Origin of the sequence: Oceanicola sp. D3 (genome assembly GCF_006351965.1) — a bacterium.
GTDB lineage: Bacteria > Pseudomonadota > Alphaproteobacteria > Rhodobacterales > Rhodobacteraceae > Vannielia.
The window spans coordinates 3896842-3917539 of sequence record NZ_CP040932.1 but is presented as its reverse complement, the minus strand read 5'-3'; the positions used below and the strand labels follow the sequence as shown (position 1 = coordinate 3917539).

16 protein-coding genes are annotated in these 20698 nt (G+C 64.6%); 9 read left to right on the top strand and 7 right to left on the bottom strand.

All coding sequences use genetic code 11. The annotated features are described in order from the left end of the window. The first annotated feature begins 48 nt into the window (after nt 1-48). The gene (locus tag FHY55_RS19675; RefSeq protein ID WP_140015808.1) at nt 49-588 is read left to right on the top strand and encodes an RNA polymerase sigma factor; all 540 of its coding nucleotides are present in this window, start codon (nt 49-51) and stop codon (nt 586-588) included. Further along, nucleotides 585-2705: a VWA domain-containing protein gene (locus FHY55_RS19670; RefSeq protein WP_140015807.1), complete on the top strand. Its 2121-nt coding sequence runs from the start codon at nt 585-587 to the stop codon at nt 2703-2705. The genes FHY55_RS19675 and FHY55_RS19670 overlap by 4 nt, the downstream gene beginning before the upstream one ends. A 217-nt stretch (nt 2706-2922) precedes the next feature. Here FHY55_RS19670 and FHY55_RS19665 read toward each other — a convergent pair whose 3' ends face one another. From FHY55_RS19665 to hemE, 3 genes are all read right to left on the bottom strand, one after another. Continuing rightward, the gene (locus FHY55_RS19665; protein WP_140015806.1) at nt 2923-4539 is read right to left on the bottom strand and encodes a tryptophan halogenase family protein; all 1617 of its coding nucleotides are present in this window, start codon (nt 4537-4539) and stop codon (nt 2923-2925) included. 79 nt (nt 4540-4618) lie between these two features. Continuing rightward, entirely contained in the window at nt 4619-5158 is a 540-nt protein-coding gene (locus FHY55_RS19660; RefSeq protein WP_140015805.1) for a PAAR-like domain-containing protein, read from the bottom strand. 134 nt (nt 5159-5292) lie between these two features. Further along, nucleotides 5293-6327, bottom strand: a complete 1035-nt coding sequence (gene hemE, locus FHY55_RS19655) for a uroporphyrinogen decarboxylase (protein ID WP_140015804.1) — start codon at nt 6325-6327, stop codon at nt 5293-5295. 95 nt (nt 6328-6422) lie between these two features. Here hemE and hemC point away from each other — a divergent pair, with 95 nt between their 5' ends. Next, complete coding sequence (gene hemC, locus FHY55_RS19650; protein WP_140015803.1) at nt 6423-7346, top strand: hydroxymethylbilane synthase; 924 nt, start codon at nt 6423-6425, stop codon at nt 7344-7346. Between the two features lie 6 nt (nt 7347-7352). Here hemC and FHY55_RS19645 read toward each other — a convergent pair whose 3' ends face one another. Beyond that, on the bottom strand, nt 7353-8024 hold the full coding sequence (locus tag FHY55_RS19645) for an arylesterase (RefSeq protein WP_140015802.1): 672 nt from the start codon (nt 8022-8024) through the stop codon (nt 7353-7355). Between FHY55_RS19645 and FHY55_RS19640 the strand changes: the two genes are divergently transcribed. The 3 genes from FHY55_RS19640 to FHY55_RS19630 all read left to right on the top strand — a co-directional run bounded on the left by FHY55_RS19640 (nt 8023) and on the right by FHY55_RS19630 (nt 12117). Continuing rightward, nucleotides 8023-8718: an ABC transporter ATP-binding protein gene (locus FHY55_RS19640; RefSeq protein WP_140015801.1), complete on the top strand. Its 696-nt coding sequence runs from the start codon at nt 8023-8025 to the stop codon at nt 8716-8718. The genes FHY55_RS19645 and FHY55_RS19640 overlap by 2 nt on opposite strands. Further along, entirely contained in the window at nt 8715-11237 is a 2523-nt protein-coding gene (locus FHY55_RS19635) for an ABC transporter permease (RefSeq protein WP_140015800.1), read from the top strand. Before FHY55_RS19640 ends, FHY55_RS19635 begins: the two co-directional genes overlap by 4 nt. A gap of 169 nt (nt 11238-11406) precedes the next feature. Continuing rightward, nucleotides 11407-12117, top strand: coding sequence for a hypothetical protein (locus tag FHY55_RS19630; RefSeq protein ID WP_140015799.1), 711 nt, complete (start codon nt 11407-11409; stop codon nt 12115-12117). Between the two features lie 266 nt (nt 12118-12383). On the opposite strand, the gene katG is transcribed toward FHY55_RS19630, so the two are convergent. The 3 genes from katG to FHY55_RS19615 form a co-directional block, all read right to left on the bottom strand. Next, on the bottom strand, nt 12384-14573 hold the full coding sequence (gene katG / locus FHY55_RS19625) for a catalase/peroxidase HPI (RefSeq protein ID WP_140015798.1): 2190 nt from the start codon (nt 14571-14573) through the stop codon (nt 12384-12386). 153 nt (nt 14574-14726) lie between these two features. Further along, the gene (locus FHY55_RS19620) at nt 14727-16289 is read right to left on the bottom strand and encodes a peroxidase family protein (protein ID WP_140015797.1); all 1563 of its coding nucleotides are present in this window, start codon (nt 16287-16289) and stop codon (nt 14727-14729) included. 148 nt (nt 16290-16437) lie between these two features. Further along, nucleotides 16438-17466 (bottom strand): LacI family DNA-binding transcriptional regulator, encoded by a 1029-nt coding sequence (locus FHY55_RS19615; RefSeq protein WP_140015796.1) that lies wholly within the window; start codon nt 17464-17466, stop codon nt 16438-16440. A gap of 296 nt (nt 17467-17762) precedes the next feature. Here FHY55_RS19615 and FHY55_RS19610 point away from each other — a divergent pair, with 296 nt between their 5' ends. From FHY55_RS19610 to FHY55_RS19600, 3 genes are all read left to right on the top strand, one after another. Beyond that, a complete protein-coding gene (locus tag FHY55_RS19610) occupies nt 17763-18716 on the top strand; it encodes a substrate-binding domain-containing protein (protein ID WP_140015795.1) in 954 nt (317 codons plus the stop codon). A gap of 176 nt (nt 18717-18892) precedes the next feature. After that, complete coding sequence (locus FHY55_RS19605; RefSeq protein WP_254695376.1) at nt 18893-19870, top strand: ABC transporter permease; 978 nt, start codon at nt 18893-18895, stop codon at nt 19868-19870. A 3-nt stretch (nt 19871-19873) separates the two neighbouring features. Then, nucleotides 19874-20671: an ATP-binding cassette domain-containing protein gene (locus FHY55_RS19600; RefSeq protein ID WP_140015794.1), complete on the top strand. Its 798-nt coding sequence runs from the start codon at nt 19874-19876 to the stop codon at nt 20669-20671. The last annotated feature ends 27 nt before the right edge of the window (nt 20672-20698 follow it).

Here is a 20698-nt window from a genome sequence, read left to right as displayed (position 1 = left end):
ACCCGCCAAGGATTGACGCCTCGGGCCCGTCCAACCAACGTGATGCGCATGACGGTGTCAGACCATTCTCTTGCCCTGGCCGCCGCGGGCGGTGACCGGGAGGCCTTTGCCTCGCTGCTCCAGCGGCATTACGACAGGCTATTTGCCTTTGCCTATCGCCTGACCGGTACGCGCGCCGAGGCCGAGGATCTGACGCAGGATATTTGCCTTGCCTTGCCCGCCAAGCTTGCCCGCTACGAGGGGCGCGCGGCCTTTAGCACATGGCTCTACCGGGTGGCGGTGAATGCCGCGCATGACCGGCGGCGCAGAGCGGCAACGCAGGCGAAAGCCGCCGATGGCTGGGGCGACTGGGAACAGGCCCGGCAGGCCGAAATGGCCGAAACGGCAGAGGCGGTGGACTGGCTCACCGCCACCCTGCGCAGCCTGCCCGAAGAACTGCGCGACACCTGCGCGCTGGTGCTGGGCGAAGAGGTGACACAGGCCGGCGCCGCAGAGGTGCTTGGTGTGAGCGAGGGCACAATCGCCTGGCGCATGTCGGAGGTCAAAAAGCGCCTCCGCGCGTTGGCAACCGAGGAAAGAGCGTCATGACCGACGAGTTCGACAAGCTGAAAGCGGCGATGAAATCCGCCCCGCCCGCCCCCGATCCGGAGGCGAAACAGGCGGCGACGGCCCTTGCCATGCAGGCCTTCGACGACCAGCGCGAAGAAAATCTCGCCACCCGCCAAGGATTGGCCGAGGGCGCGCGTCTCACCCCTGAAGGCCCCCGAAAGGCGGGGCTGCTGCAAGGAGTGAGAGAGATGTTTGCGAAGTTGAGCACAAAGGCGGGCCTCGCCGCCACCACCGGGATCGTCGCGGCAGGGTTGGCCGCCGTGGTTATCATCCCGCAGATGCGCGAGCCGGGCACCCCCGAGGTCATCACCGTCAACGAAACGCCAGTTGGGGCCGACGATGCCCGCACCGACCGTGCCCAGCTGGCCGATGACGATGAGGCGCGCGCTGGCGCAACCACAGGCGCATCTGTCCCCCCGCCCGAAGTGGCACAGACCGAGGCCGCGCCGAAGGTGGCGCAGGAAGAGGTGGCCGAGGCCGCACCGGTGACGGAAGCCCCGATGGAAGCCGACGCCATGCCCGATGTCGACGCCGAAGCCGCCCCAGAGTTGGCCGCCGGCGTTGCCCCCGCCCGCGCCCGCAAGGAGGGCACCGGTGCCCTTGGGCGCATCGCAGGCGCCTCTCAGCCCATGCCTGTGCCGCCGCCCTCCGATGGCTACGTGGCCCCGCAGGAACCCGATACCGAGGCCTTCCCCGAGGCCGAGGACAACCCGGTGAAGGTGGCCGCTGAAGAGCCGGTTTCGACCTTTTCGATTGATGTGGATACGGCGAGCTATTCCGTCGTCCGCTCCTCGCTCAACGCGGGCCGGATGCCGCCGGTGGATGCCGTGCGGGTGGAAGAGATGGTGAACTACTTCCCCTATGCCTACGCTGCGCCCGAGGCGGATGATCCGGCGCCGTTCAAACCCACCGTGGTTGTGGGCGAAACGCCGTGGAACCCCGATACCCAGCTTGTCACGGTGGCGATTCAGGGTGAACTGCCGGTGGTTGAAGACCGCCCGCCGCTCAACCTCGTCTTCCTTATCGACAGCTCCGGCTCGATGAACCAAGCCAACAAGCTGCCGCTGCTGAAGCAGAGCCTGCGCCTGATGCTCCCCGAGCTGCGCCCCGAGGATCAGGTGGCCATCGTCGCCTACGCGGGTTCCTCCGGCCTCGTGCTGCCGCCCACTCCGGCGGGTGAGCGCAGCAAGATCCTGAACGCGCTCGACAACATCGGCGCGGGCGGCTCAACCGCGGGCGCGGCGGGGCTTCAGCAGGCCTATGCCGTGGCCGAGGAGATGACCGAGGAGGGCGAAATTTCTCGCGTGTTGCTGGCGACGGATGGTGACTTCAACGTTGGCCTTTCCTCCCCAGACCAGATGAAGGAATTCATCGAAGACAAGCGCGAGAGTGGCACGTTTCTCTCCGTTCTCGGCTTCGGGCGGGGCAACCTGAACGATGCATTGATGCAGTCGCTGGCGCAGAACGGCAATGGGCAGGCCGCCTATATCGACACGCTGAACGAGGCCCGCAAGGTGCTGGTGGATCAGCTTACCGGCGCACTCTTTCCCATTGCGTCTGACGTGAAGATTCAGGTGGAGTTCAACCCGGCTGAGGTGGCCGAGTATCGCCTGATCGGCTACGAAACCCGCGCGCTGAAGCGCGAGGATTTCAACAACGACAAGGTGGATGCGGGCGAGATCGGCGCTGGCCATTCGGTGACCGCGATCTACGAGGTGACGCCGGTGGGCAGCCCCGCCGTGCTGAACGATCCGCTGCGCTATGGCTCCGCCGATGCCTCGGTGGCCCCCGCGCAGGCCGAGAGCGCCAACCCCGAGCTGGCCTTCCTGCGGATGCGCTGGAAGGAGCCGGGCGAGAGCGAGAGCACGCTGCTGGAGTTTCCGATCACCGAAGGCATGGGGGAGGCCACCAGCGAGACCCGCTTTGCCGCCGCCATCGCCGGGTTTGCCCAGTTGCTTAAAGGCTCCGACTACCTTGGGGACTGGAGCTACGCCGAGGCCATCGCGCTGGCCAACGGTGCCAAGGGCGAAGACGAATTTGGCTACCGCGCCGAGGCCGTCAACCTGATGCGTCTGGCCGACAGCCTCTCGCAATAACCCCCGAAATCCCGCGCCGCCGTCATCCCCTGTGGGCGGCGCGGATGCAGGCGGCTCAGCCGTCGAGCAGCGCCTGGATCTTTGCCGGGCGAACGGCCCCGGCCCGTCTTTACGGACGTCCCCGCCGGGGCCGTTTCATATGCTACTGTTCGCCGGGCCGAGCGCGGCCGCGATCCAGCCGCCCCGCCGTGGGGTGGGCAATCTGCCCACCGCCGGGTCACAAAATCGCCGCCTCCCCCTCGCCCTTCACCATCCCCGGCCCGCCGCCAAGCCCCGGCAGCAGCCCGTTCTCTTCCACCACATCCCCACGCAGCGCCCGCAGCAACTCCCGATGCCCCGCTGCCGCCTGCACCTGCGCACCAATCCCGGCCCGTGCCCGCGCGAGGTAGGCCTCCCACTTCGCCGGATCAAGCCGCCGCCCGGTGGCGAATTTGCCCTTTCCATATCCGGTTTCATACACCCGCTTGCCCAGCAGGACTGCCTGATAGGTCATCGGGCTGAACAGAGAGACAAAGCGGATGTCATGGTGCGTCGGCAGCCCGTATTGCCAAAGTTCGAGGTTTTCGGCGAGGCTGTCGGGCACCTCCAGCTCTTCGCGCGCGTCGATCCAGTATTGGTCATCCGTGCGGTTGCCGAGCGCGTAATGCAGGCAGATGAAATCGCGTACCTCGTTGTAAAGCTCGTCGACGAGGTGGTTGAACCGGTTGCGCAGCGGGTCGGCGAAGTCGCGGTCGGGGAAGTAGGCCACCAGCCAGCGCACCGCGGTGTCGATCATGTGGATTGCCGTGCTCTCCAGCGGCTCGATAAACCCGCCCGAGAGGCCCACGGCCACGCAGTTCTTCACCCATGCGTTCCGGTTGCGCCCCACCCGCATCGGGATCACCCGAGGCTCTGCGCCTTCGCCATCCTCCCCGAGATGCGCCAGAAACTCCGCCCGCGCCTCCTCATCCGTCCGGTGCGCGGAGGAAAACACATAGCCCGTTCCGATCCGGTTGAAGAGCGGCACGCGCCAGGCCCAACCGGCCCCGAGCGCGGTGCTTTTCGTTACTGAATCCAGCCGCTCAGGGTCGCGGTGCGGCACCTGCACTGCCATCGCCCGGTCGTTCGCCAGATATTTACCGTAGCTCTCAAACGGCTCGCCGAGCGCCTTGTTGATGATGAGGCCCCGGAAGCCGGTGCAATCTATCACCATCTCCACCGGATGCCGCCCGCCCCGCTCAAGCTGCAAAGCGGCGACATAGCCGCGTTCGTCCAACTCCACCTCCACCAGATCATCGAGCACATGCACCACCCCTCGGACCACGCAGTGCTCTTTCAGCAACCCGGCAAACTTGCCCGCGTCGAGGTGATAGGCGAAGCCCACCGGCGGCCCGGGCATCTGCCCCCGCCCGCGCGGCCCCTTCGCCTCGGCCGCCAGATCGACCGAGGGGGAGAAGGTTTGCACGAAATCCAGCCCGCCGGTGCCGAACTCCAGCGCGTATTCCGCCGCCGAGACGCCATCAATCGCGGGTGGGTGTGCAAAGGGGTTGATGTAATCCACCCGGTTGCCCTCGGCGTCCTCGTTCCAATGGCCAAAGACGACCCCGAGCTTGAAGCTGGCGTTGCAGGTGCGGAAAAACTCCCGCTCGTCGATCCCGCCCTGCTTCAGCGTGCGCGGCATGCCCGGCACGGTTGCCTCGCCCACGCCCACCGTGGGGATATTGGGGCTCTCGATCAGCGTTACCCTCACGCCGCCCTCGGGCCCGCCTTTCAGCATCGACTGAAGCAAGAGCGCCGTCATCCATCCGGCGGTTCCCCCGCCGACGATTGTCACCTCTCGGATCGGTTCACCCATGCCCAGTCCCCCACGTCCCAGCCGGTGTGTCACCTGTTATGAGGCTGACTTCGGGGCCAGCCTCGCTCAAGCGTTGCGGCTATTTCATCCGCTTGCTTTGCGGCTTCACCAGATGCGGCGTGTGATCGCCCTGCTGGAGGGTGTGGGTCAGTTCGTGGCCCATCAGCGCCGGTTTGCCCTCCATCTTCACGTCGAAGGAGAAGGGCATGAAGGCTGCGCCCGTCATCGCCCTTGCGCCGATAGCCCCCTTGGCGCTGCCCGCCACGTCTCCGACTGACCTCACGCGGATGCCCTTGAACCCCGCCTGCTGGAGCGCCTGCTGCACCTTCACCTTCTTGTGCGAGCCGGGTTTGGCCGCGCCGATGTTGGGGTAGGGGATCGGCACGGGGCCGCCCGGTGAGGGCGTTTTGCAGACGTCAGGGAAGGCAACCACCAGCGTGCCCTGCCAATCCTTCTTGAGCCCGGCCTGCGCCAGAGCCGCGGGCAGATTGGAGTGCCGCAGTTTCCGGCCCCCCTTCTTGCCCGAGGTCAGGATGATGGTGTCGGTTAACCCCTTGGCCGCATCGTTCAGGTTGGAGCTGCTCAGTTGCAGCTCCTCTTCTTCTTCCTCGTCCGGCATCGAAATCACTCCCTGCAAATAAAGGAGGATTATGCCACCGAATCGGCCCGTTAACACGCTGCGGCGCAGCGAGGCCGCTGCGCCTGCGGTTTGCTTGGGAGGTGCCTGGGGTGGCTAGATACCGCCCCGCGCCGTTAGCCGCGCCGAACGGTGTCGATCATCAGCTGCACGTTCTCCGGGTCGGCATCGGGGGTGATGCCGTGCCCGAGGTTGAAGATGTGCGGCCCGTGGCGGAAGGCCTCCACGATGCGGCGGGTCTCGTCGATGAGCGCCTGGCCGCCGGTAACCATGTGGGACGACTTGAGATTTCCCTGCACGCAACCGTCGCATTGCACATGTTCGGCGGCCCATTCCGGGGTGACACCATCATCCAGCGCCACGCAATCGGCCCCGGTCGCGGCGTGAAAACCGCGATACCGCTCGCCCGCGCCGCGTGGGAAAGCGATGACCGGCGTATCCGGGTGCTTTGCCTTCACGCCCGCGATGATTTTCTTGATCGGCTCGACGCAGTAATTCTCAAAATCATCGCCGCTCAGGCTTCCGGCCCAGCTGTCGAAGATCTTCACCACCTCTGCGCCCGCGTCGATCTGCATATTCAGATATTCGATGGTTGCCCATGTCACCCGGTCGATGAGCGCCTGAAACAGCGCCACATCACCGGATTTCAACGCGTGGGCCGGCCCCTGATCGGGCGTGCCGCGGCCTGCAATCATGTAGGTCGCCACTGTCCAGGGCGCGCCGGCAAAGCCGATAAGCGTTGTCTTTTCAGGCAGTTCGGTCGAGAGCTTGCCGACGGTGCGGTAGATCGGTGCGAGATGTTCATGCACTTCGTCGCCGTTCTTGAGCGCTTCAAACCCTTTGCGCAGTTCAATCGGCTCCAGCCGGGGGCCCTCGCCGGTGACAAACCACAGCTTCTGCCCCAGTGCCTGCGGGATCAGCAGGATGTCGGCAAAGAGGATTGCCGCGTCAAAATCGTAGCGCCGGATCGGTTGCAGCGTGACCTCGGTGGCGAGATCGGAGTTGTAGCAGAGGCTCAAAAAATCCCCGGCCTCGGCACGGGTGGCCTTATACTCAGGCAGGTAGCGCCCGGCTTGCCGCATCATCCAGATCGGCGGCGGGCTTACGGCCTCACCTGCCAAGGCTTTGAGAATGCTTTTCTTTTCGGCCATGTGCTGTCTCCTCGCTGGCCGTGTTGGTCGCCGTCTCGGGGCAAAGTGTCAAGTGCCGCATTGTCACGTCTCCGCCGCCGCGCTATCCCGCCTGCATGACCAAGACGCTCAAGATCGGCACGCGCGGCAGCCCGCTCGCCCTCGCCCAGGCCCATGAAACCCGCAACCGCCTTATGGCGGCCCACGGGATGCCCGATGAAGCCATTGAAATTGTAATCATTTCCACAACCGGCGACCGGGTGCAAAACCGGGCGCTGCGCGAGATTGGTGGCAAGGGGCTGTTCACCAAGGAGATCGAGGAGGCGATGCTTTCGGGCGAGATCGACATCGCCGTGCACTCCTCCAAGGATATGCCGGTGGAGCAGCCGGAAGGCCTTGTTCTGGATTGTTTTCTTGAGCGCGAAGACCCGCGCGATGCCTTCATCACCCTCGACGGGAAGGCTTTGGCAGGGCTGCCCGAGGGCGCCGTTGTTGGCACCTCTTCGCTGCGCCGCAAGGCCCAGCTGCTGCACAAGCGGCCCGACCTTTCGGTGGTGGAGTTTCGCGGTAATGTGCAAACCCGGATGCGCAAGCTGCAAGACGGTGTGGCCGAGGCGACCTTTCTTGCGCTTGCTGGCCTCAACCGCCTGAACGCCCAGCATATTTCGCGCCAACCGGTCGACCCTTCAGAGATGCTGCCGGCCATTGCCCAAGGCACCATCGGCATTGAGCGCCGGGCCGATGACGACCGGGCCGATGCGCTCCTTGCGCCGCTGCGCCATGAGTTGACGCACCACCGCACCGCCGCCGAGCGCGCCTTTCTCGCCGGGCTTGATGGCTCTTGCGAGACGCCCATTGCCGGGCTGGCCGCGATTGATGGCAACACCTTGGAGCTGCAGGGAGAAATCCTGCGCACCGATGGCTCCGAAGTGCTGGCAGGCAGCCGCTCTGGCCCCGTCTCTCAGGCCGCCGAGATGGGCGCGAGCCTTGCCGCCGAACTGCTCTCGCAGGCCACTGACGACTTCTTTGACTGGAAATAGCCTGCGCTACTCGACCTGTTCGATCAGCTCCATCACCTGCGGGCCGATGTCCTCGACAATTAGCCGCACCCCGCTGGCGGAAGGGTGGATTCCGTCGCCCTGCATGTGCTCGCGCCGCGCGGCCGCCTGATCTTCCAGCGCGGTCAGGGCGGCGAAGAAATCGGGGTAGAGCAGCGCGCCGTATTGCCCGGCCAACTCGGGATACATGGCGTCGAAGGCGGCCTTGTACTCGGGCCCGAAATTGCCCGAAGCGCTCAGCCCGACGAGCAGGACGGGCAGGCCCTTTGCCTCTGCGGCAGCGAGGATTCCATCGAGATTTCCGCGACTTGTGGCCGGGTCGATGCCGCGCAGCATGTCGTTGCCGCCGAGTTCCACGATCAGCGCATCCACGTCATCCGTCAGCGTCCAGTCCACGCGGGAGAGCCCGCCTGCGGTGGTGTCTCCGCTCACGCCGGCGTTGCGCAAATCCACCTCTGCGCCGCGCTCCTCCAGCCATGTTTCAAGCACCGGCACAAAGCCCTCATCCTGCGGCAGGCCGTAGCCCGCTGTCAGGCTGTCCCCAAGCGCGGCCACAACAACGGGTTGGGCATGGGCGACGGAAACCAGCAAAAATGTCGTTATAGCCTTGAGCGACAGCAGCTTGGCCCCATATCGGAATGAAACAGAAAGCGCGCGCATGACAGATCCGATCCTCTCCCTGAACGATGTCACCTTCACGCTCGACGGCAACGCCGGAAAGGTCAACATCCTCAAGGGAATAAGCCTCGATGTCGCCAAGGGCGAAACGCTGGGGCTGATCGGGCCGTCTGGCTCTGGCAAAAGCTCTCTCCTCATGCTGATGGGCGGGCTCGACACGGCAACCTCCGGCAGGGTCATGGCGCTGGGCCATGATCTGACGGCGATGGGGGAAGATGCGCTCGCCCGCTTTCGTCTTCAGCATATGGGGGTGGTGTTTCAATCCTTCCACCTCATCGGCACGATGACGGCGCTGGAAAACGTGGCCACGCCGCTGGAACTGGCCGGAATGCCGGACGCTTATGAGCGCGCCGAGGCCGAGCTTGCCGCCGTGGGGCTTGGGGACCGCGCCCACCACTACCCCTCGCAGATGTCGGGCGGTGAGCAGCAGCGGGTGGCGCTGGCCCGCGCCATTGCGCCGCGCCCCGATATTTTGCTGGCCGATGAGCCGACCGGCAACCTCGATGCCGCCACGGGCGATGCGGTGACAGACCTGCTCTTCGACCTTTCCGAGAAGCACGGCGCCACCTTGGTGCTAGTGACCCACTCGCGCCAGCTTGCTGCCCGATGTGGCCGGGTTGTGCGCCTCGCTGACGGGCTGATTTCGCCCGAAGCCAAGGCTGAGGCCGCCGAATGAGCCTTGCCCAGTCGGTCCGGATCGCCCGGCGCGAGCTTCGTGGGGGCCTGCGCGGCTTCAAGGTGTTCCTCGCCTGCCTCGCCCTTGGCGTGGCCGCCATTGCCGCCGTGGGGCTGGTGCGCGAGAGCCTCTCGGGCGGGCTGATGCGTGAGGGAGCCACAATGCTTGGCGGCGATGCCGAGCTGCGGTTTACCTATCGCGCGGCGGGTGAGGCGGAGCAGGCGTGGATGGCCGAGCGGGCGACCCGGGTTTCGGAGATCGTCGATTTTCGCTCGATGGCCCGCGCGGGTGAGAACACCGCGCTAACGCAGGTGAAGGGGGTGGATGATATCTACCCGCTTTATGGCGAGATCCGGCTGGAGCCTGCCATGCCGCTGGACGAGGCGCTGGCCGGGGCTATTGGGATGCCCGGCGCGGTGATGGACCCTTCGCTGATGGCGCAGCTGGAGCTGGAGGTGGGCGATACCTTTGAGCTCGGCACCGCAAGCTACTATCTGGCGGCGGCGCTGACGCTTGAGCCTGATGCCGCAGGCTCCGGCTTCTCGCTTGGCCCGCGCACGCTGCTTTACCGGGCGGATCTTGAAGGCTCTGGCCTGCTTGCGCCCGGCACGCTGTTTGAAACCAACTACCGCCTCGCCCTGCCGCAGGGCACCGACCTTGCCGGGATGCGCGAAGAGGCGCTTTCGCAGTTTTCCGATAGCGGCGCGCGCTGGCGTGACAGTCGCAATGGCGCGCCGGGGCTGAACCGCTTTGTCGACCGGATCAGCGCCTTCCTCGTGCTTGTTGGCCTTGCGGGCCTCGCGGTGGGCGGCGTGGGCGTGTCGGCGGCGGTGCGGGCCTATCTTGAGCGCAAGACGCCGGTGATCGCCGTGCTGAAAACACTGGGGGCCTCGCGACGGACCATCCTCTGGGCCTACCTGATCCAGATCGGGGCGCTCTCGGCGCTGGGCATTGCGGTGGGCCTCGCGCTGGGCGCGGCCGCCGTGCTGGCGCTGGCTCCGGTGCTGGAGGCGCGCCTGCCGCTGCCCACCGAGTTCACCGTCTATCCCGGCCCCTTGGCTGAGGCGGCGCTCTATGGGGCGCTGACGGCGCTGATCTTTACGCTCTGGCCGGTGAGCCGCGCTGAAGAAATCCGCCCGGCGCAGCTGTTTCGCGCGCTGTCGGACACCCGCCGCCACCTGCCGCGCCCGCTGGTCATCGTTTTGACGCTTGCGCTTGCGGCGCTGCTCGTTGGAGCGGCGGCTTATTTTTCGGGCCTCTGGATGCTTACCGTCTGGGCCGCGCTTGGCGTATGCTTTGCCCTCTTGCTCCTCCTCGCAGCGGCGGCGGGCATCCGCAGGCTGTCGCGGCGTCTGTCGCGGGCGCGGTGGGTGCGCGGCTGGCCCGCGCTGCGGCTGGCGCTTGGCTCGGTGGGCGGGCCGGGGCAGGAGGCCTCTGCGGTGGTGCTCTCGCTTGGGCTTGGGCTTTCGGTGCTGGCCGCTGTGGGGCAGGTCTCTTCCAACATGCGGGCGGCCATTCAGGGCGATCTGCCAGAGGTCGCGCCCTCGTTCTTTTTCATCGACATCCAGCCTGATCAGATAGGCCCGTTTCTCACCCGTCTCGACGAAGACCCGCAGGTGAACCGGGTGGATACCGCGCCGATGCTGCGCGGCGTTGTGACCCGGATCAACGGCCAACCGGCCACCGAGGTTGCGCCGGACCATTGGGTGGTGCGCGGCGATCGTGGGCTGACCTATGCCACCACCCAGCCGGAGCGGGTGACCGTTTCGGAGGGGGAATGGTGGCCGGAAGACTATGACGGCCCGCCGCTGATGAGCTTTGCCGCCGAGGAGGCTGCGGAGATTGGGCTGCGGATTGGCGACGAGATCACGGTGAACGTGCTGGGCCGCGAGATTACCGCCACCATCGCCAGCTTCCGCGAGGTCGATTTTTCGACCATGGGGATCAACTTCGTGATGACCTTCAACGCCGCCGCCCTGCAAGGCGCGCCGCACAGTCATATCGCCACGGTCTATGCCGAAGCCGAGGCGGAGCCGGCGATTTTGCGGGACGTGGCGCAGACATGGCCCAATATCACCGGGATCGGCGTGCGCGATGCGATCTCTCGCGTGGCGGGACTGCTGGAGGGCATCGCGGCGGCGATCACATATGGCGCGCTGGCCTCGCTGGTCACGGGCGGCGTGGTGCTGATTGGCGCGGCGGCGGCGGGGCAACCGGCGCGGGAGTTCGAGGCGGCGGTGCTGAAGACACTGGGCGCGGTGCGCGGGCGGGTGCTGGCCTATCTGGTGCTGCGCGCGGCGTTGTTGGGGCTGGCCGCCGGGGTGGTGGCCATCTTCGCGGGCGGGCTCGCGGGCTGGGGCGTGACCACCTTCGTAATGGAGGGGGACTACAGCTTTGAGCCGGTCTCTGCCGTTGCCATCGTGACCGGCGGGGTGCTGGCCACGCTGCTGGCCGGGCTGGGCTTTGCGCTCAGGCCCCTCGCAATGCCACCGGCGCGTGTGCTGCGCAGCGCAGAGTGATGTCAAAAGATAAAAGCGGCGGGCTTAACGCATTGGAATTTCAGCGCTAACGGCATTTGTCACCAAAAACCATCTTCCCTTACGCGGCGGCATTTGTCAGTCTCTGCACATGATTTCGGTGGGGTCACCCCGGCCACCGCCGCCCATGAGAAGGGAAGGACGAAAGGTAATGATGACCAAATTCAAGACCCTCAGCGCCGTGCTGGCGACGACTGCGGTGGTCGCCCTCGGCAGCACCGCCTGGGCGCAGGACAAGGAAGGCGCCAACGCCGCCGATGGCGCGGGTGGCGGCGAGGCCGGTGCGGTGGCCCAGATGGCCATGGCGCAGGATCTCTACGCTTACGGCTCGGCCAACAAGGACGCGCTCTCGATCATCACCGCCGCCAAGATCGCCATGTCGGTCGAGGCCGAGGACGTTGAGCGCGAGAAGGAAACCAAGGACATCGAAGGCTACGAGGGCGCCGAAGAAGGTGAAGGCGTGGACGCGCCGACCACCCCCGAGGAGATGCTTGCCGAGGCCGAGGAACTGGCCGGTGACGACGAAGCCCTGAAGAGCATGATTGCCGACATCAAGGCCGAGGGCTCCCGTGGCCGCATCGGCGGTGCCTCGCGCACCCTGTCGCGCCTGCCTGCTGGCAAGACCGACGTGTTCAAGGTGCCGTTCTACGGCGGACGCCTCGCTGAGCTGGCCATCGTGGGCGACGGCGATGCCAACCTTGACCTCGTGGTGACGGATGAGGGCGGCAACGTGATCTGCCTCGACCGCAGCTACTCCGACAAGCTCTACTGCTCGTGGACCCCGAAGTGGGATGGCTACTTCTTTATCGGCGTCCGCAACCAGGGCCGGATCCGCAACAGCTACTACATCCTGACGAACTGATCCCTCCGGACAGATCGAAGACCAAGCGCCGCCGGGGCATTCCTCCGGCGGCGTTTTCTTTGGCTGCTGTCAAATTGCGCGCCCTGCGGGTGCATTCCTTTGTGTGCGGCCCCCTCCTCGGCGCGTCATGGCACCGGCGGGCGGGGCGGTGGGGTTGGGATGTGCGGCGAGCTAGGGGAGGGGGCCGGGGGATATTTGCCCGCAAGAAAATGAGAAAGGGGCGCCGAGTTTCCCCGGCGCCCCTTGGCTGTGGTGTTGAGGCGTGATCAGGCGTCGAAGCGGTCGGCTTCCATCACCTTGACCCAGGCTGCGATGAAGTCTTCGACGAAGCCGTGCTGGGCATCGGACTGGCCGTAGATTTCGGCAATCGCCCGAAGCTGGCTGTTGGAGCCGAAGACGAGGTCGACGCGGGTGGCGTCATACTTCTTTTCGCCGGTCTTGCGGTCTTTGCCGATGAAGACCTTTTCGTCGCCCGCGTCTTCCCACTTGGTCGACATGTCGAGCAGGTTGACGAAGAAGTCGTTGGTCAACTGGCCTTCACGACTGGTGAAGACGCCCGCCTTGGAGCCGCCGTGGTTGGCACCCAGCACCCGCAGGCCACCCACCAGCACCGTCATCTCGGGGGCGGTGAGGGTGAGAAGCTGGGCGCGATCCACCAGCATCTCTTCGGCGGAGACCGAGAAATCAGCGCCCATGTAGTTGCGGAAGCCATCGGCCATCGGCTCCATCGGCTCGAAAGCCTCGGCGTCGGTTTGCTCGGCGGTGGCATCCATCCGGCCCGGGGTGAAGGGCACTTCGGTGGGCGAGCCCGCATCGGCAGCGGCCTTTTCGACGGCGGCGGAGCCACCCAGCACGATCAGGTCGGCCAGCGAGATCTTCTTGGCGCCCTGTGCGTCGAACTCGGATTTGATCCCTTCGAGCACACCCAGCACGCGGGCCAGCTCGGCGGGTTCATTCGCCGCCCAGTCCTTTTGCGGTGCGAGGCGGATGCGTGCGCCGTTGGCCCCACCGCGCAGGTCGGAGCCGCGGAAGGTGGAGGCGGAGGCCCAGGCGGTTTTTACCAGATCCGAGACCGGCAGCGCGGCGAGGAGCTTTTCCTTCAGCGCGGCGATATCGGCGGCGTCCACCAGCGGGTGATCGACCTCGGGGATCGGATCTTGCCAGATCAGCTCTTCGGCGGGCACTTCCGGCCCGAGGTAAAGCTCTTTCGGCCCCATGTCGCGGTGAGTCAGCTTGAACCACGCCCGGGCGAAGGCATCGGCAAACTCTTCCGGGTTTTCGTGGAAGCGCTTGGAGATCGGCCCGTAGATCGGGTCGAAGCGCAGGGCGAGGTCGGTGGTGAGCATGGTGGGGGCGTGGGTTTCGCCCTCGCGGTGCGCATCGGGCACGGCATGCTCGCCGTTCCAGTCCTTCGGGGTCCACTGATGGGCACCGGCGGGCGACTTGGTCAGCTCCCACTCGAAGCCGAAGAGGTTGTCGAAGTAGCCGTTGGACCATTTGGTCGGCGTCGAGGTCCAAGTGACTTCGAGGCCCGAGGTGATGGTGTCGGCGCCCATGCCGGTGCCGTGGCTGTTGGTCCAGCCAAAGCCCTGCTCGGCCATGTTGGCCTGCTCCGGCTCAACACCCACGTTGGCGGCATCGGCGGCGCCGTGGGTTTTGCCGAAGGTGTGGCCGCCTGCGATGAGCGCAACGGTCTCTTCGTCGTTCATGGCCATCCGGCCGAAGGTTTCGCGGATGTCCTTGGCGGAGGCCAGCGGGTCGGGGTTGCCGTCGGGGCCTTCGGGGTTCACGTAGATCAGGCCCATCTGCACGGCGGCGAGCGGGTTTTCCAGCTCGCGGTCGCCAGAGTAGCGGGAGTTGGGCGCATCGGACTGGGCGAGCCACTCATCCTCGGCGCCCCAGTAGATGTCTTCTTCCGGCTCGAACACATCGGCGCGGCCACCGGCGAAACCGAAGGTCTTGAAGCCCATCGACTCCAGCGCGACGTTGCCGGTGAGAACCATCAGGTCGGCCCAGGAGATGGCATTGCCATACTTGGCCTTGATCGGCCAAAGCAGGCGGCGGGCCTTGTCGAGGTTGGCGTTGTCGGGCCAGCTGTTGAGCGGGGCAAAGCGCTGGGAGCCGGAGCGGGCGCCGCCACGGCCATCGGCGGTGCGGTAGGTGCCGGCGGAGTGCCATGCCATGCGGATGAAGAACGGACCGTAGTGGCCGAAGTCGGCGGGCCACCACTCTTGGCTGTCGGTCATCAGTGCGGTGAGGTCGGCCTTGAGCGCCTTCAGGTCGAGGCCCTTGAAGGCTTCGGCGTAATCAAAATCCTTCAGCGGCGAGGTGCCCGGCGCGTTCTGGTTGAGGATCTTCAGGTTAAGCTGGTTGGGCCACCAGTCCTTGTTTCCGCGTGCGGCGAGCGTGTGCATCACCGGGCATTTGCTGATGTTTGAAAGTTCGGCTCCGTCCATCGGGCGCTCCTGTAGCTGGATGTGGCGTGCGGGAAAGGCCAGCGCCCTGCGGCGCCGGTGATTCCTCCCGTGTGAGGGCAAGCTACCAGCTATGCGGTATCAGGAAAAATTGGATTTGCAGATTTTGTTGATAAGGCGATCTTATGGATGCGGCTATTCTGGCTGCCAGTCTGCCCGGGTCATCGCGATAAAGCTGTTGCCCGCGCCGCCGGGCACGTTGCGATCCACGATGTCGCGCACCGTGGCCGTTTCCTGAATTGCCTCCCATCCGGGGGCTGAAAAGGTTTCTGGCACAAAGACATGGCGGGAGAGCAGCGGGTTGGTCAGGGCCTGGCTGAAGGCGTCGAGCGCGACGAAGACCAGCACAAGATTGGGGAGCGGGCTGTTGGGCACGCGGTCTTCGCAGAACAGGCCGACGAAGAAATCTACCTGATCGGGGCTGGCATAGTGCCGGGCCAGCTCTGCGGCCACATCCGGATCGGAGGAAATATCCTCAAAGCTCTGTGGCCGGTCCTGCTTGAGATAGGCGCAATAGTCGGAAAAGCTGGCCAGCTCGCAGTGCCTGTCTTGCAGGATCGAGGCCTTCTCTACCTCCAGCAGCGGGGTGGCGGTGTTGCGTGGGCCCAGCTCCGCGGCCGGGGTGGCGCTGACGGTTTCGAAGGCCTTCAGCAAGCCGCCCTCAAGGAGCAGGGTATTGTTGCGCAGGGTCCCGGCGAGGGGCTGCGGGCTGCCGCCCCACGGCATTTCGTCGGGGATCAGCGCGTGCCAGCGATAGAGCAGGCTGAACTCGGTGGTGATCCAGTTGGGCTTGTTCCAGCTTGCCTCCCACGCCACCGATGGGTCGGCCTTGAGGGCGAAGGGCAGGGGGGAGATGTGGTTGATGTAATCCTCCACCACCAGCTTGATGAAGAGCACGATCATCGTGTTGCGGGCGGTTTCGAACACGCGGGTATCGTTCCACTCGGGGTGCGCGGCTTCGATCTCGCCCGCCAGTCGGTTGTGCTCGCGCAGCAGGAGCGTGTTGAGCATTGCCACCTGAGGCACGGAGTTGACCCGGTCGCCCCCCACGGCAAAAAGCGTGTCGCGCTGGGCGGGGGGCAGATCTTTTTGGCCAAGGGCCGGGTCCAGCACGGCGAACTGCGGGTCGGGCGCGCCGTCTTTGTAGAGGAACGGGGGATACTCCTCGCCGTTGATCTGTTGCGATTTCAGCCGCCCCTTGCGCCCCTTCTCCTCCGAGCAGAGCCTGAGCGCGACGGTTTGCGCATGGGTCCGCCCGTAAAGCGTGCAGAGGTCTATCTCGTGGTTCGATGTGTTCCGCCGCAGGCGCAGCTCCGGGTCTTCCCCCTCGGCGATCAGCTCGTCGGTTTCGGTGCGCAAAAATCCGTCGGTCAGGTATTGGGCGAAGGTGGGGAACAGGCAGGTGGACTTGGGGCACAGCCGTTGCACCCCGGCGCGCCGCTCGAAGAGGGGCAGCAGGCTTTCCACCTCCGGCAGGTTGCTGCGGCGCTGCGGTGGCAGGTGCCTGCCGCTCCACCGGCGGTCCGTCAGCCCGCGCCATGACACGTAGTCACCGATGGTGCTGAGCGGATGCGGCCGGCTGCGCGCCCGCTTCACCACCCGGTTGATCGCCCAGCGATTGGCCAGCTTCGCCAGCGGCGGGATTGCCTCGATGATGGAAAACAGGGTGCTCTGGATGGAATAACGCAGGCTGGGCATGGCGGGCTCATCAATTGCATCAAGGAATACCGCGAGTATGCCTTGGAGAGCCGCCGCCGTCCCCGCCCGGGCTTCCTGCCATGCCGCAATTCACGCTTCATTTACGCCAGAGCGGCGCTTGGGGGCGGCTTTGTGCGTGGTAGGAAGGTCAGACGCTTTCCGGCGTGGAGATCTCGAAGCCGAATGTGACCCGATGTGCCCCACCATCGGGGCCGCCGGTTTTGGCCTTCATCAGCGTGGCGATGGTTTCGCGGGCGAAGCGCTTCATCGGGTGCGAGATGATCATGGAGAGGGTGCCGTCGATCAGGGCGGCGCGTGTATCGTCGAAGAGTTCGTAGCCGACGGCAACAAAGTCATCTCGCTTCGGCATCGCCCTCAGCGCGGCAATTGCGCCCGTGACACCGCCGCCGGAAATGTAGAGGCCGCAGAGGTTTGGGCGGTCGGTGAGCAGCTTTTCCACGTGCTCACGCGCGACAGCGGCGGATTCGTAGGTGGGGAGCGGTTCGAGAACGGAGAACTTGGCGTTGTGCTCGCGGAAGTAGGACCGAAAGCCGCTTTCGTTCATCTCTTGGTTCCGAAGCCGGTGAGAGCCGACAAGCACGCCGATCTCGCCGGGTTCACGCACCATCTTGTCAAAGGCCCAGGCAGCGGTTCGCCCGACCTTCCAGTTGTCGAGCCCGACAAAGCTGATGTTGCCCTGCGCTGTCAGCGGGCCGATGAGAGACACAATCGGCACGCCGGTTGCCAAGACCGAGTCGATGGCATCTGCGACGAGCGGGTGCTGGGGCGCGACAATGGCCAGGGCTTCGCAATGTTCGCCCATCGTGAGAATGTGCTTGGCGACCCTCTCGGGTGTCAGATCTTCAAGAAACTCGACGGTAAGCTCGATCTTGTGGCCTTCATAAGCCTCTGCGGCCGCGCCAACAGCATCACCCAGATTGCGATAGAAAGCCCGTGACCCCCTTTGCAAGAGCACGCCCAGCCGGTGCGTGGTGCGGGTGGACTTGACGGCATGCTCTATCGTTCCGAGGCCGTAAAACCCGATTTCTTCCGCTGCGGTCAGAACCCGCTCCTTGGTCGGGGCGCGCACGGACTCCGGCTGATTGAGCACACGGTTCACCGTGGAGACCGACACGCCAGCGGCCTTTGCGAGGTCAGGGATCGTTGGTCTCTTCATCTCATTTCATCTCAAAAATCCATCGCCCCGAAGCTAAATGAGACGAAAGTGCGCTTTTGGTAGAATTAGCCTTGATGCGGATAATGTCAAAGGGGCATTTGAAATGCGTTGATAGTGCTCACGAGGGAATCGAGACTTCAACGTTTTGGGGGAGGCCCAATGCACAATTGAGAGATGAACGAGCTGCTCTGGCAGGCCGGTCATCCTGTGCGCTCTCTCGCGAGCAAATCGGCCGCTTGGCCAACATATAATGTCGAGCCGCAAGAGAGCGGCTGTACCGATGGGAGGAAATCGACATGAAGAAACTTATCGCAACCACTGCTGCCCTTGCGATCACGGCGTCCGGTGCTTTTGCCGCCGATATCGCGCTGGTTATCGGGTCCAACCAGGACTCGTTCTGGAATGTCGTGAAGAAGGGTGCAGAAGATGCAGCCGTGTTAGTAGAGGCTCGCGGCGGATCGCTGAACATCCTGCAAACCAACAACTACGACAACTATGGCGCTGATCTGGCCACGCTGATCGAACAGGCGACCGCTCAGGGTGTTGATGGCATCGCGACCGTTCTGCCCGTTCCGGACGCACAGCTGCCCGCCATTCAGGCGGCGATTGACGCGGGCATCAAGGTGACCCTGCTGAACGGTGGTGGCGACAAGCTCGAAGAGTCCGGTGCGCTGAACTACTTTGGTTCGGACGAGTATGTGGCCGGTGTTGCCGGCGGCAAGTACATGGCCGAAGCCGGTGCCAAGCACATCCTCTGCCACATCCAGATCCCGGGCACGGTGAACCTTGAAGCACGCTGCAAGGGCGTTGAGGATGGCGCAACTGAAGCCGGTGCAAAGGCAACCATCCTGCGCGTGCCCGCAAACCTCGACGGTGACGTTGCCGGTACATCCGCTGCCATCGAAGCCGAGCTGAACGGCGACGAAAGCATCGACGCTGTCGTGAACCTGGCAACCTGGGCTGCGGACGCCTCCGCTGCCGCAATCGAGCAGCTGGGCAAGACTGGTGAAGTCAAGCTGGGCACCTTCGACCTGAGCCCCTCCACGCTGGACCGCATCAAGGCCGGCACTCAGACGATGGCCATCGACCAGACGCCTTACTACCAAGGCTTCCTCTCGGTCTCCACGCTGGCCGCTCACATCGATTTCGGCACCAAGATCGCCACCCAGCCGGTGCTGACTGGCCCTGCGATCGTGGACTCCTCCAACATCGACGCGACCTTCGCAGGTGTTGAAGCGGGCACCCGTTAAACAGGTCTCCCTGGTGGCCAGCCAACCTTCGTGTTGGCTGGCCGTCCGAACAGATTTTTCAATCACATGACCCAACCGCAGACCTAGCGGGGAGAGAACCCTTGGCCCATACCGAAACATCAAGCTCAGAGGCTCCGAGCCCGAAATCCGCAACATCCCGGTTTTCATTGGGAGAAATGTTCCGCAGCCCAGCCATGGGCGCGTTCGTCGGGATGGTCATCGTGTTTGCCATCTTCGCGATGTTCGGCTTTGCGCGCAATTTCCTCTCGATCGCGGGCTTTGCGAATTGGATGAACTTCGCCAGCACCGTTGGCATCATCGCGATCCCGGTCGCCTTTCTGATGATCGCGGGCGAGTTGGATATTTCGACCGGCGCGGTTTTGCCCGCCTCCGCCATGATGCTGGGGATCAGCGTCAACCACTACGATGTTCCGATGTGGCTTGGCATCATCATGACGCTGACGATGGCCGCGAGTGTTGGCTTGGTGAACGGCCTTTTGGTGACGCGGACGCAGGTGCCCTCTTTCATCGTGACACTCGCCACGCTTTTCGCGGTTGGCGGCCTCACGCTCGCCCTTTCGGACTTTCTGATCAACAACACCAACGTTTCGATGCAATCGCCGGATTGGGCCAAGGCGCTCTTTGGCACGCGTTACTTTGGCTTCCGTTCGGCGGTGTATTGGTGGCTTGCCCTGATCGTGGTGTTCTGGTTCTTCCTGCACAAATCGCCTTGGGGCAACTGGGTGTTCGCCGTCGGCGGTGACCCGGAGAGCGCGCGCAACGCGGGCATTCCGGTGAACAAGCTGAAGATCTGGCTCTTCATCCTGTGCTCGGTCTGCACCGCGCTTGCCGGGATGTGCCAGGTGATCCAGTTCAACTCGGCCCAGTCGGCCACGTTCTTCAACATGATCTTCTTCACGATCATCGCGAGCGTTGTCGGTGGTGTGCTGTTGAACGGTGGCTTTGGCTCGGTTGCCGGGGTGGTGTTTGGCACCATGACGCTCGGCATCGTGCAGCAGGGCATCAACTACACGGACATCGACAGGAACCTTTCACTGCTGATCATCGGTGTGATGCTTCTGATCGCGGTTCTGATGAACGGGACTTTCCAGAGACTCGCAACCAGCTGGTCGTCCGGCAAGAAGGAGGACTAAGCCATGTCGAATACAGAGAACGTTCTTGAGCTTCGCAATGTCGACAAGTCATTTGGGCCGATCGACGTGCTCCACGGCATCAGCCTTTCGGTCAAGGCGGGCGAAGTGCTTTGCCTGCTGGGCGACAACGGTGCGGGCAAGTCGACGCTGATCAAGACCATGGCCGGGGTGCACGCCCCAACCAGCGGCGAGATCCTGATGGATGGCAAACCCATCAGCTTCAGCGGGCCGAAAGAGGCCCAGGAGGCCGAGATTGCCTGCGTGCACCAGTTTGGCGGCACCTTCCCCCTGATGTCGATTGCCCGCAGCTTCTTTGCGGGTGTCGAGCCGACCAAGGGCTGGGGCCCCTTTCAGGTGTTCGACCGGGAAAAGGCCAATGAGATCGCGGTGCGCGAGGTGCGCAACTTCGGGATCACGCGGATTGAAGATGGCGATCGCCTTGTCGGCGGCCTGTCTGGCGGTGAGCGGCAGTCTCTTGCGATTGCGCGTGCCGTCTACTTCGGCGCACGGGTCTTGATCTTGGATGAGCCGACGGCGGCACTTGGCGTGAAGCAATCGGCGCACGTTCTGCGCATCGTGAACGAGGCCAAGCGGCGCGGTCTGGCGGTGATCTTCATCACCCACCAGGTGATGCACGCAATGGCCGTGGGCGACCACTTTGCCGTTCTGATCCGGGGCGCGATTGCTGCGGACTTCCGCAAGGGTGAGAGATCCCGAGAGGAAATCGCAGACCTCATGGCGGGGGGCGAGTCGATGACCGACCTCGAAGCCAGCATTGAGGGCGAGACCGCGACAGTTTAGGGCTGCTCGCGAATCCGTTGGGCCTTG

Coding starts and splice junctions, on each gene's coding strand:
- FHY55_RS19665 (WP_140015806.1), bottom strand. CDS start 4,539: ATGGGTGAACCGATCCGAGAGGTGACAATCGTCGGCGGGGGAACCGCC.
- FHY55_RS19660 (WP_140015805.1), bottom strand. CDS start 5,158: ATGCCGGACGAGGAAGAAGAAGAGGAGCTGCAACTGAGCAGCTCCAAC.
- FHY55_RS19630 (WP_140015799.1), top strand. CDS start 11,407: ATGATGACCAAATTCAAGACCCTCAGCGCCGTGCTGGCGACGACTGCG.
- FHY55_RS19620 (WP_140015797.1), bottom strand. CDS start 16,289: ATGCCCAGCCTGCGTTATTCCATCCAGAGCACCCTGTTTTCCATCATC.
- FHY55_RS19600 (WP_140015794.1), top strand. CDS start 19,874: ATGTCGAATACAGAGAACGTTCTTGAGCTTCGCAATGTCGACAAGTCA.
- hemC (WP_140015803.1), top strand. CDS start 6,423: ATGACCAAGACGCTCAAGATCGGCACGCGCGGCAGCCCGCTCGCCCTC.
- FHY55_RS19635 (WP_140015800.1), top strand. CDS start 8,715: ATGAGCCTTGCCCAGTCGGTCCGGATCGCCCGGCGCGAGCTTCGTGGG.
- FHY55_RS19605 (WP_254695376.1), top strand. CDS start 18,893: ATGTTCCGCAGCCCAGCCATGGGCGCGTTCGTCGGGATGGTCATCGTG.
- FHY55_RS19645 (WP_140015802.1), bottom strand. CDS start 8,024: ATGCGCGCGCTTTCTGTTTCATTCCGATATGGGGCCAAGCTGCTGTCG.
- FHY55_RS19615 (WP_140015796.1), bottom strand. CDS start 17,466: ATGAAGAGACCAACGATCCCTGACCTCGCAAAGGCCGCTGGCGTGTCG.
- katG (WP_140015798.1), bottom strand. CDS start 14,573: ATGGACGGAGCCGAACTTTCAAACATCAGCAAATGCCCGGTGATGCAC.
- FHY55_RS19675 (WP_140015808.1), top strand. CDS start 49: ATGACGGTGTCAGACCATTCTCTTGCCCTGGCCGCCGCGGGCGGTGAC.
- FHY55_RS19610 (WP_140015795.1), top strand. CDS start 17,763: ATGAAGAAACTTATCGCAACCACTGCTGCCCTTGCGATCACGGCGTCC.
- FHY55_RS19640 (WP_140015801.1), top strand. CDS start 8,023: ATGACAGATCCGATCCTCTCCCTGAACGATGTCACCTTCACGCTCGAC.
- hemE (WP_140015804.1), bottom strand. CDS start 6,327: ATGGCCGAAAAGAAAAGCATTCTCAAAGCCTTGGCAGGTGAGGCCGTA.
- FHY55_RS19670 (WP_140015807.1), top strand. CDS start 585: ATGACCGACGAGTTCGACAAGCTGAAAGCGGCGATGAAATCCGCCCCG.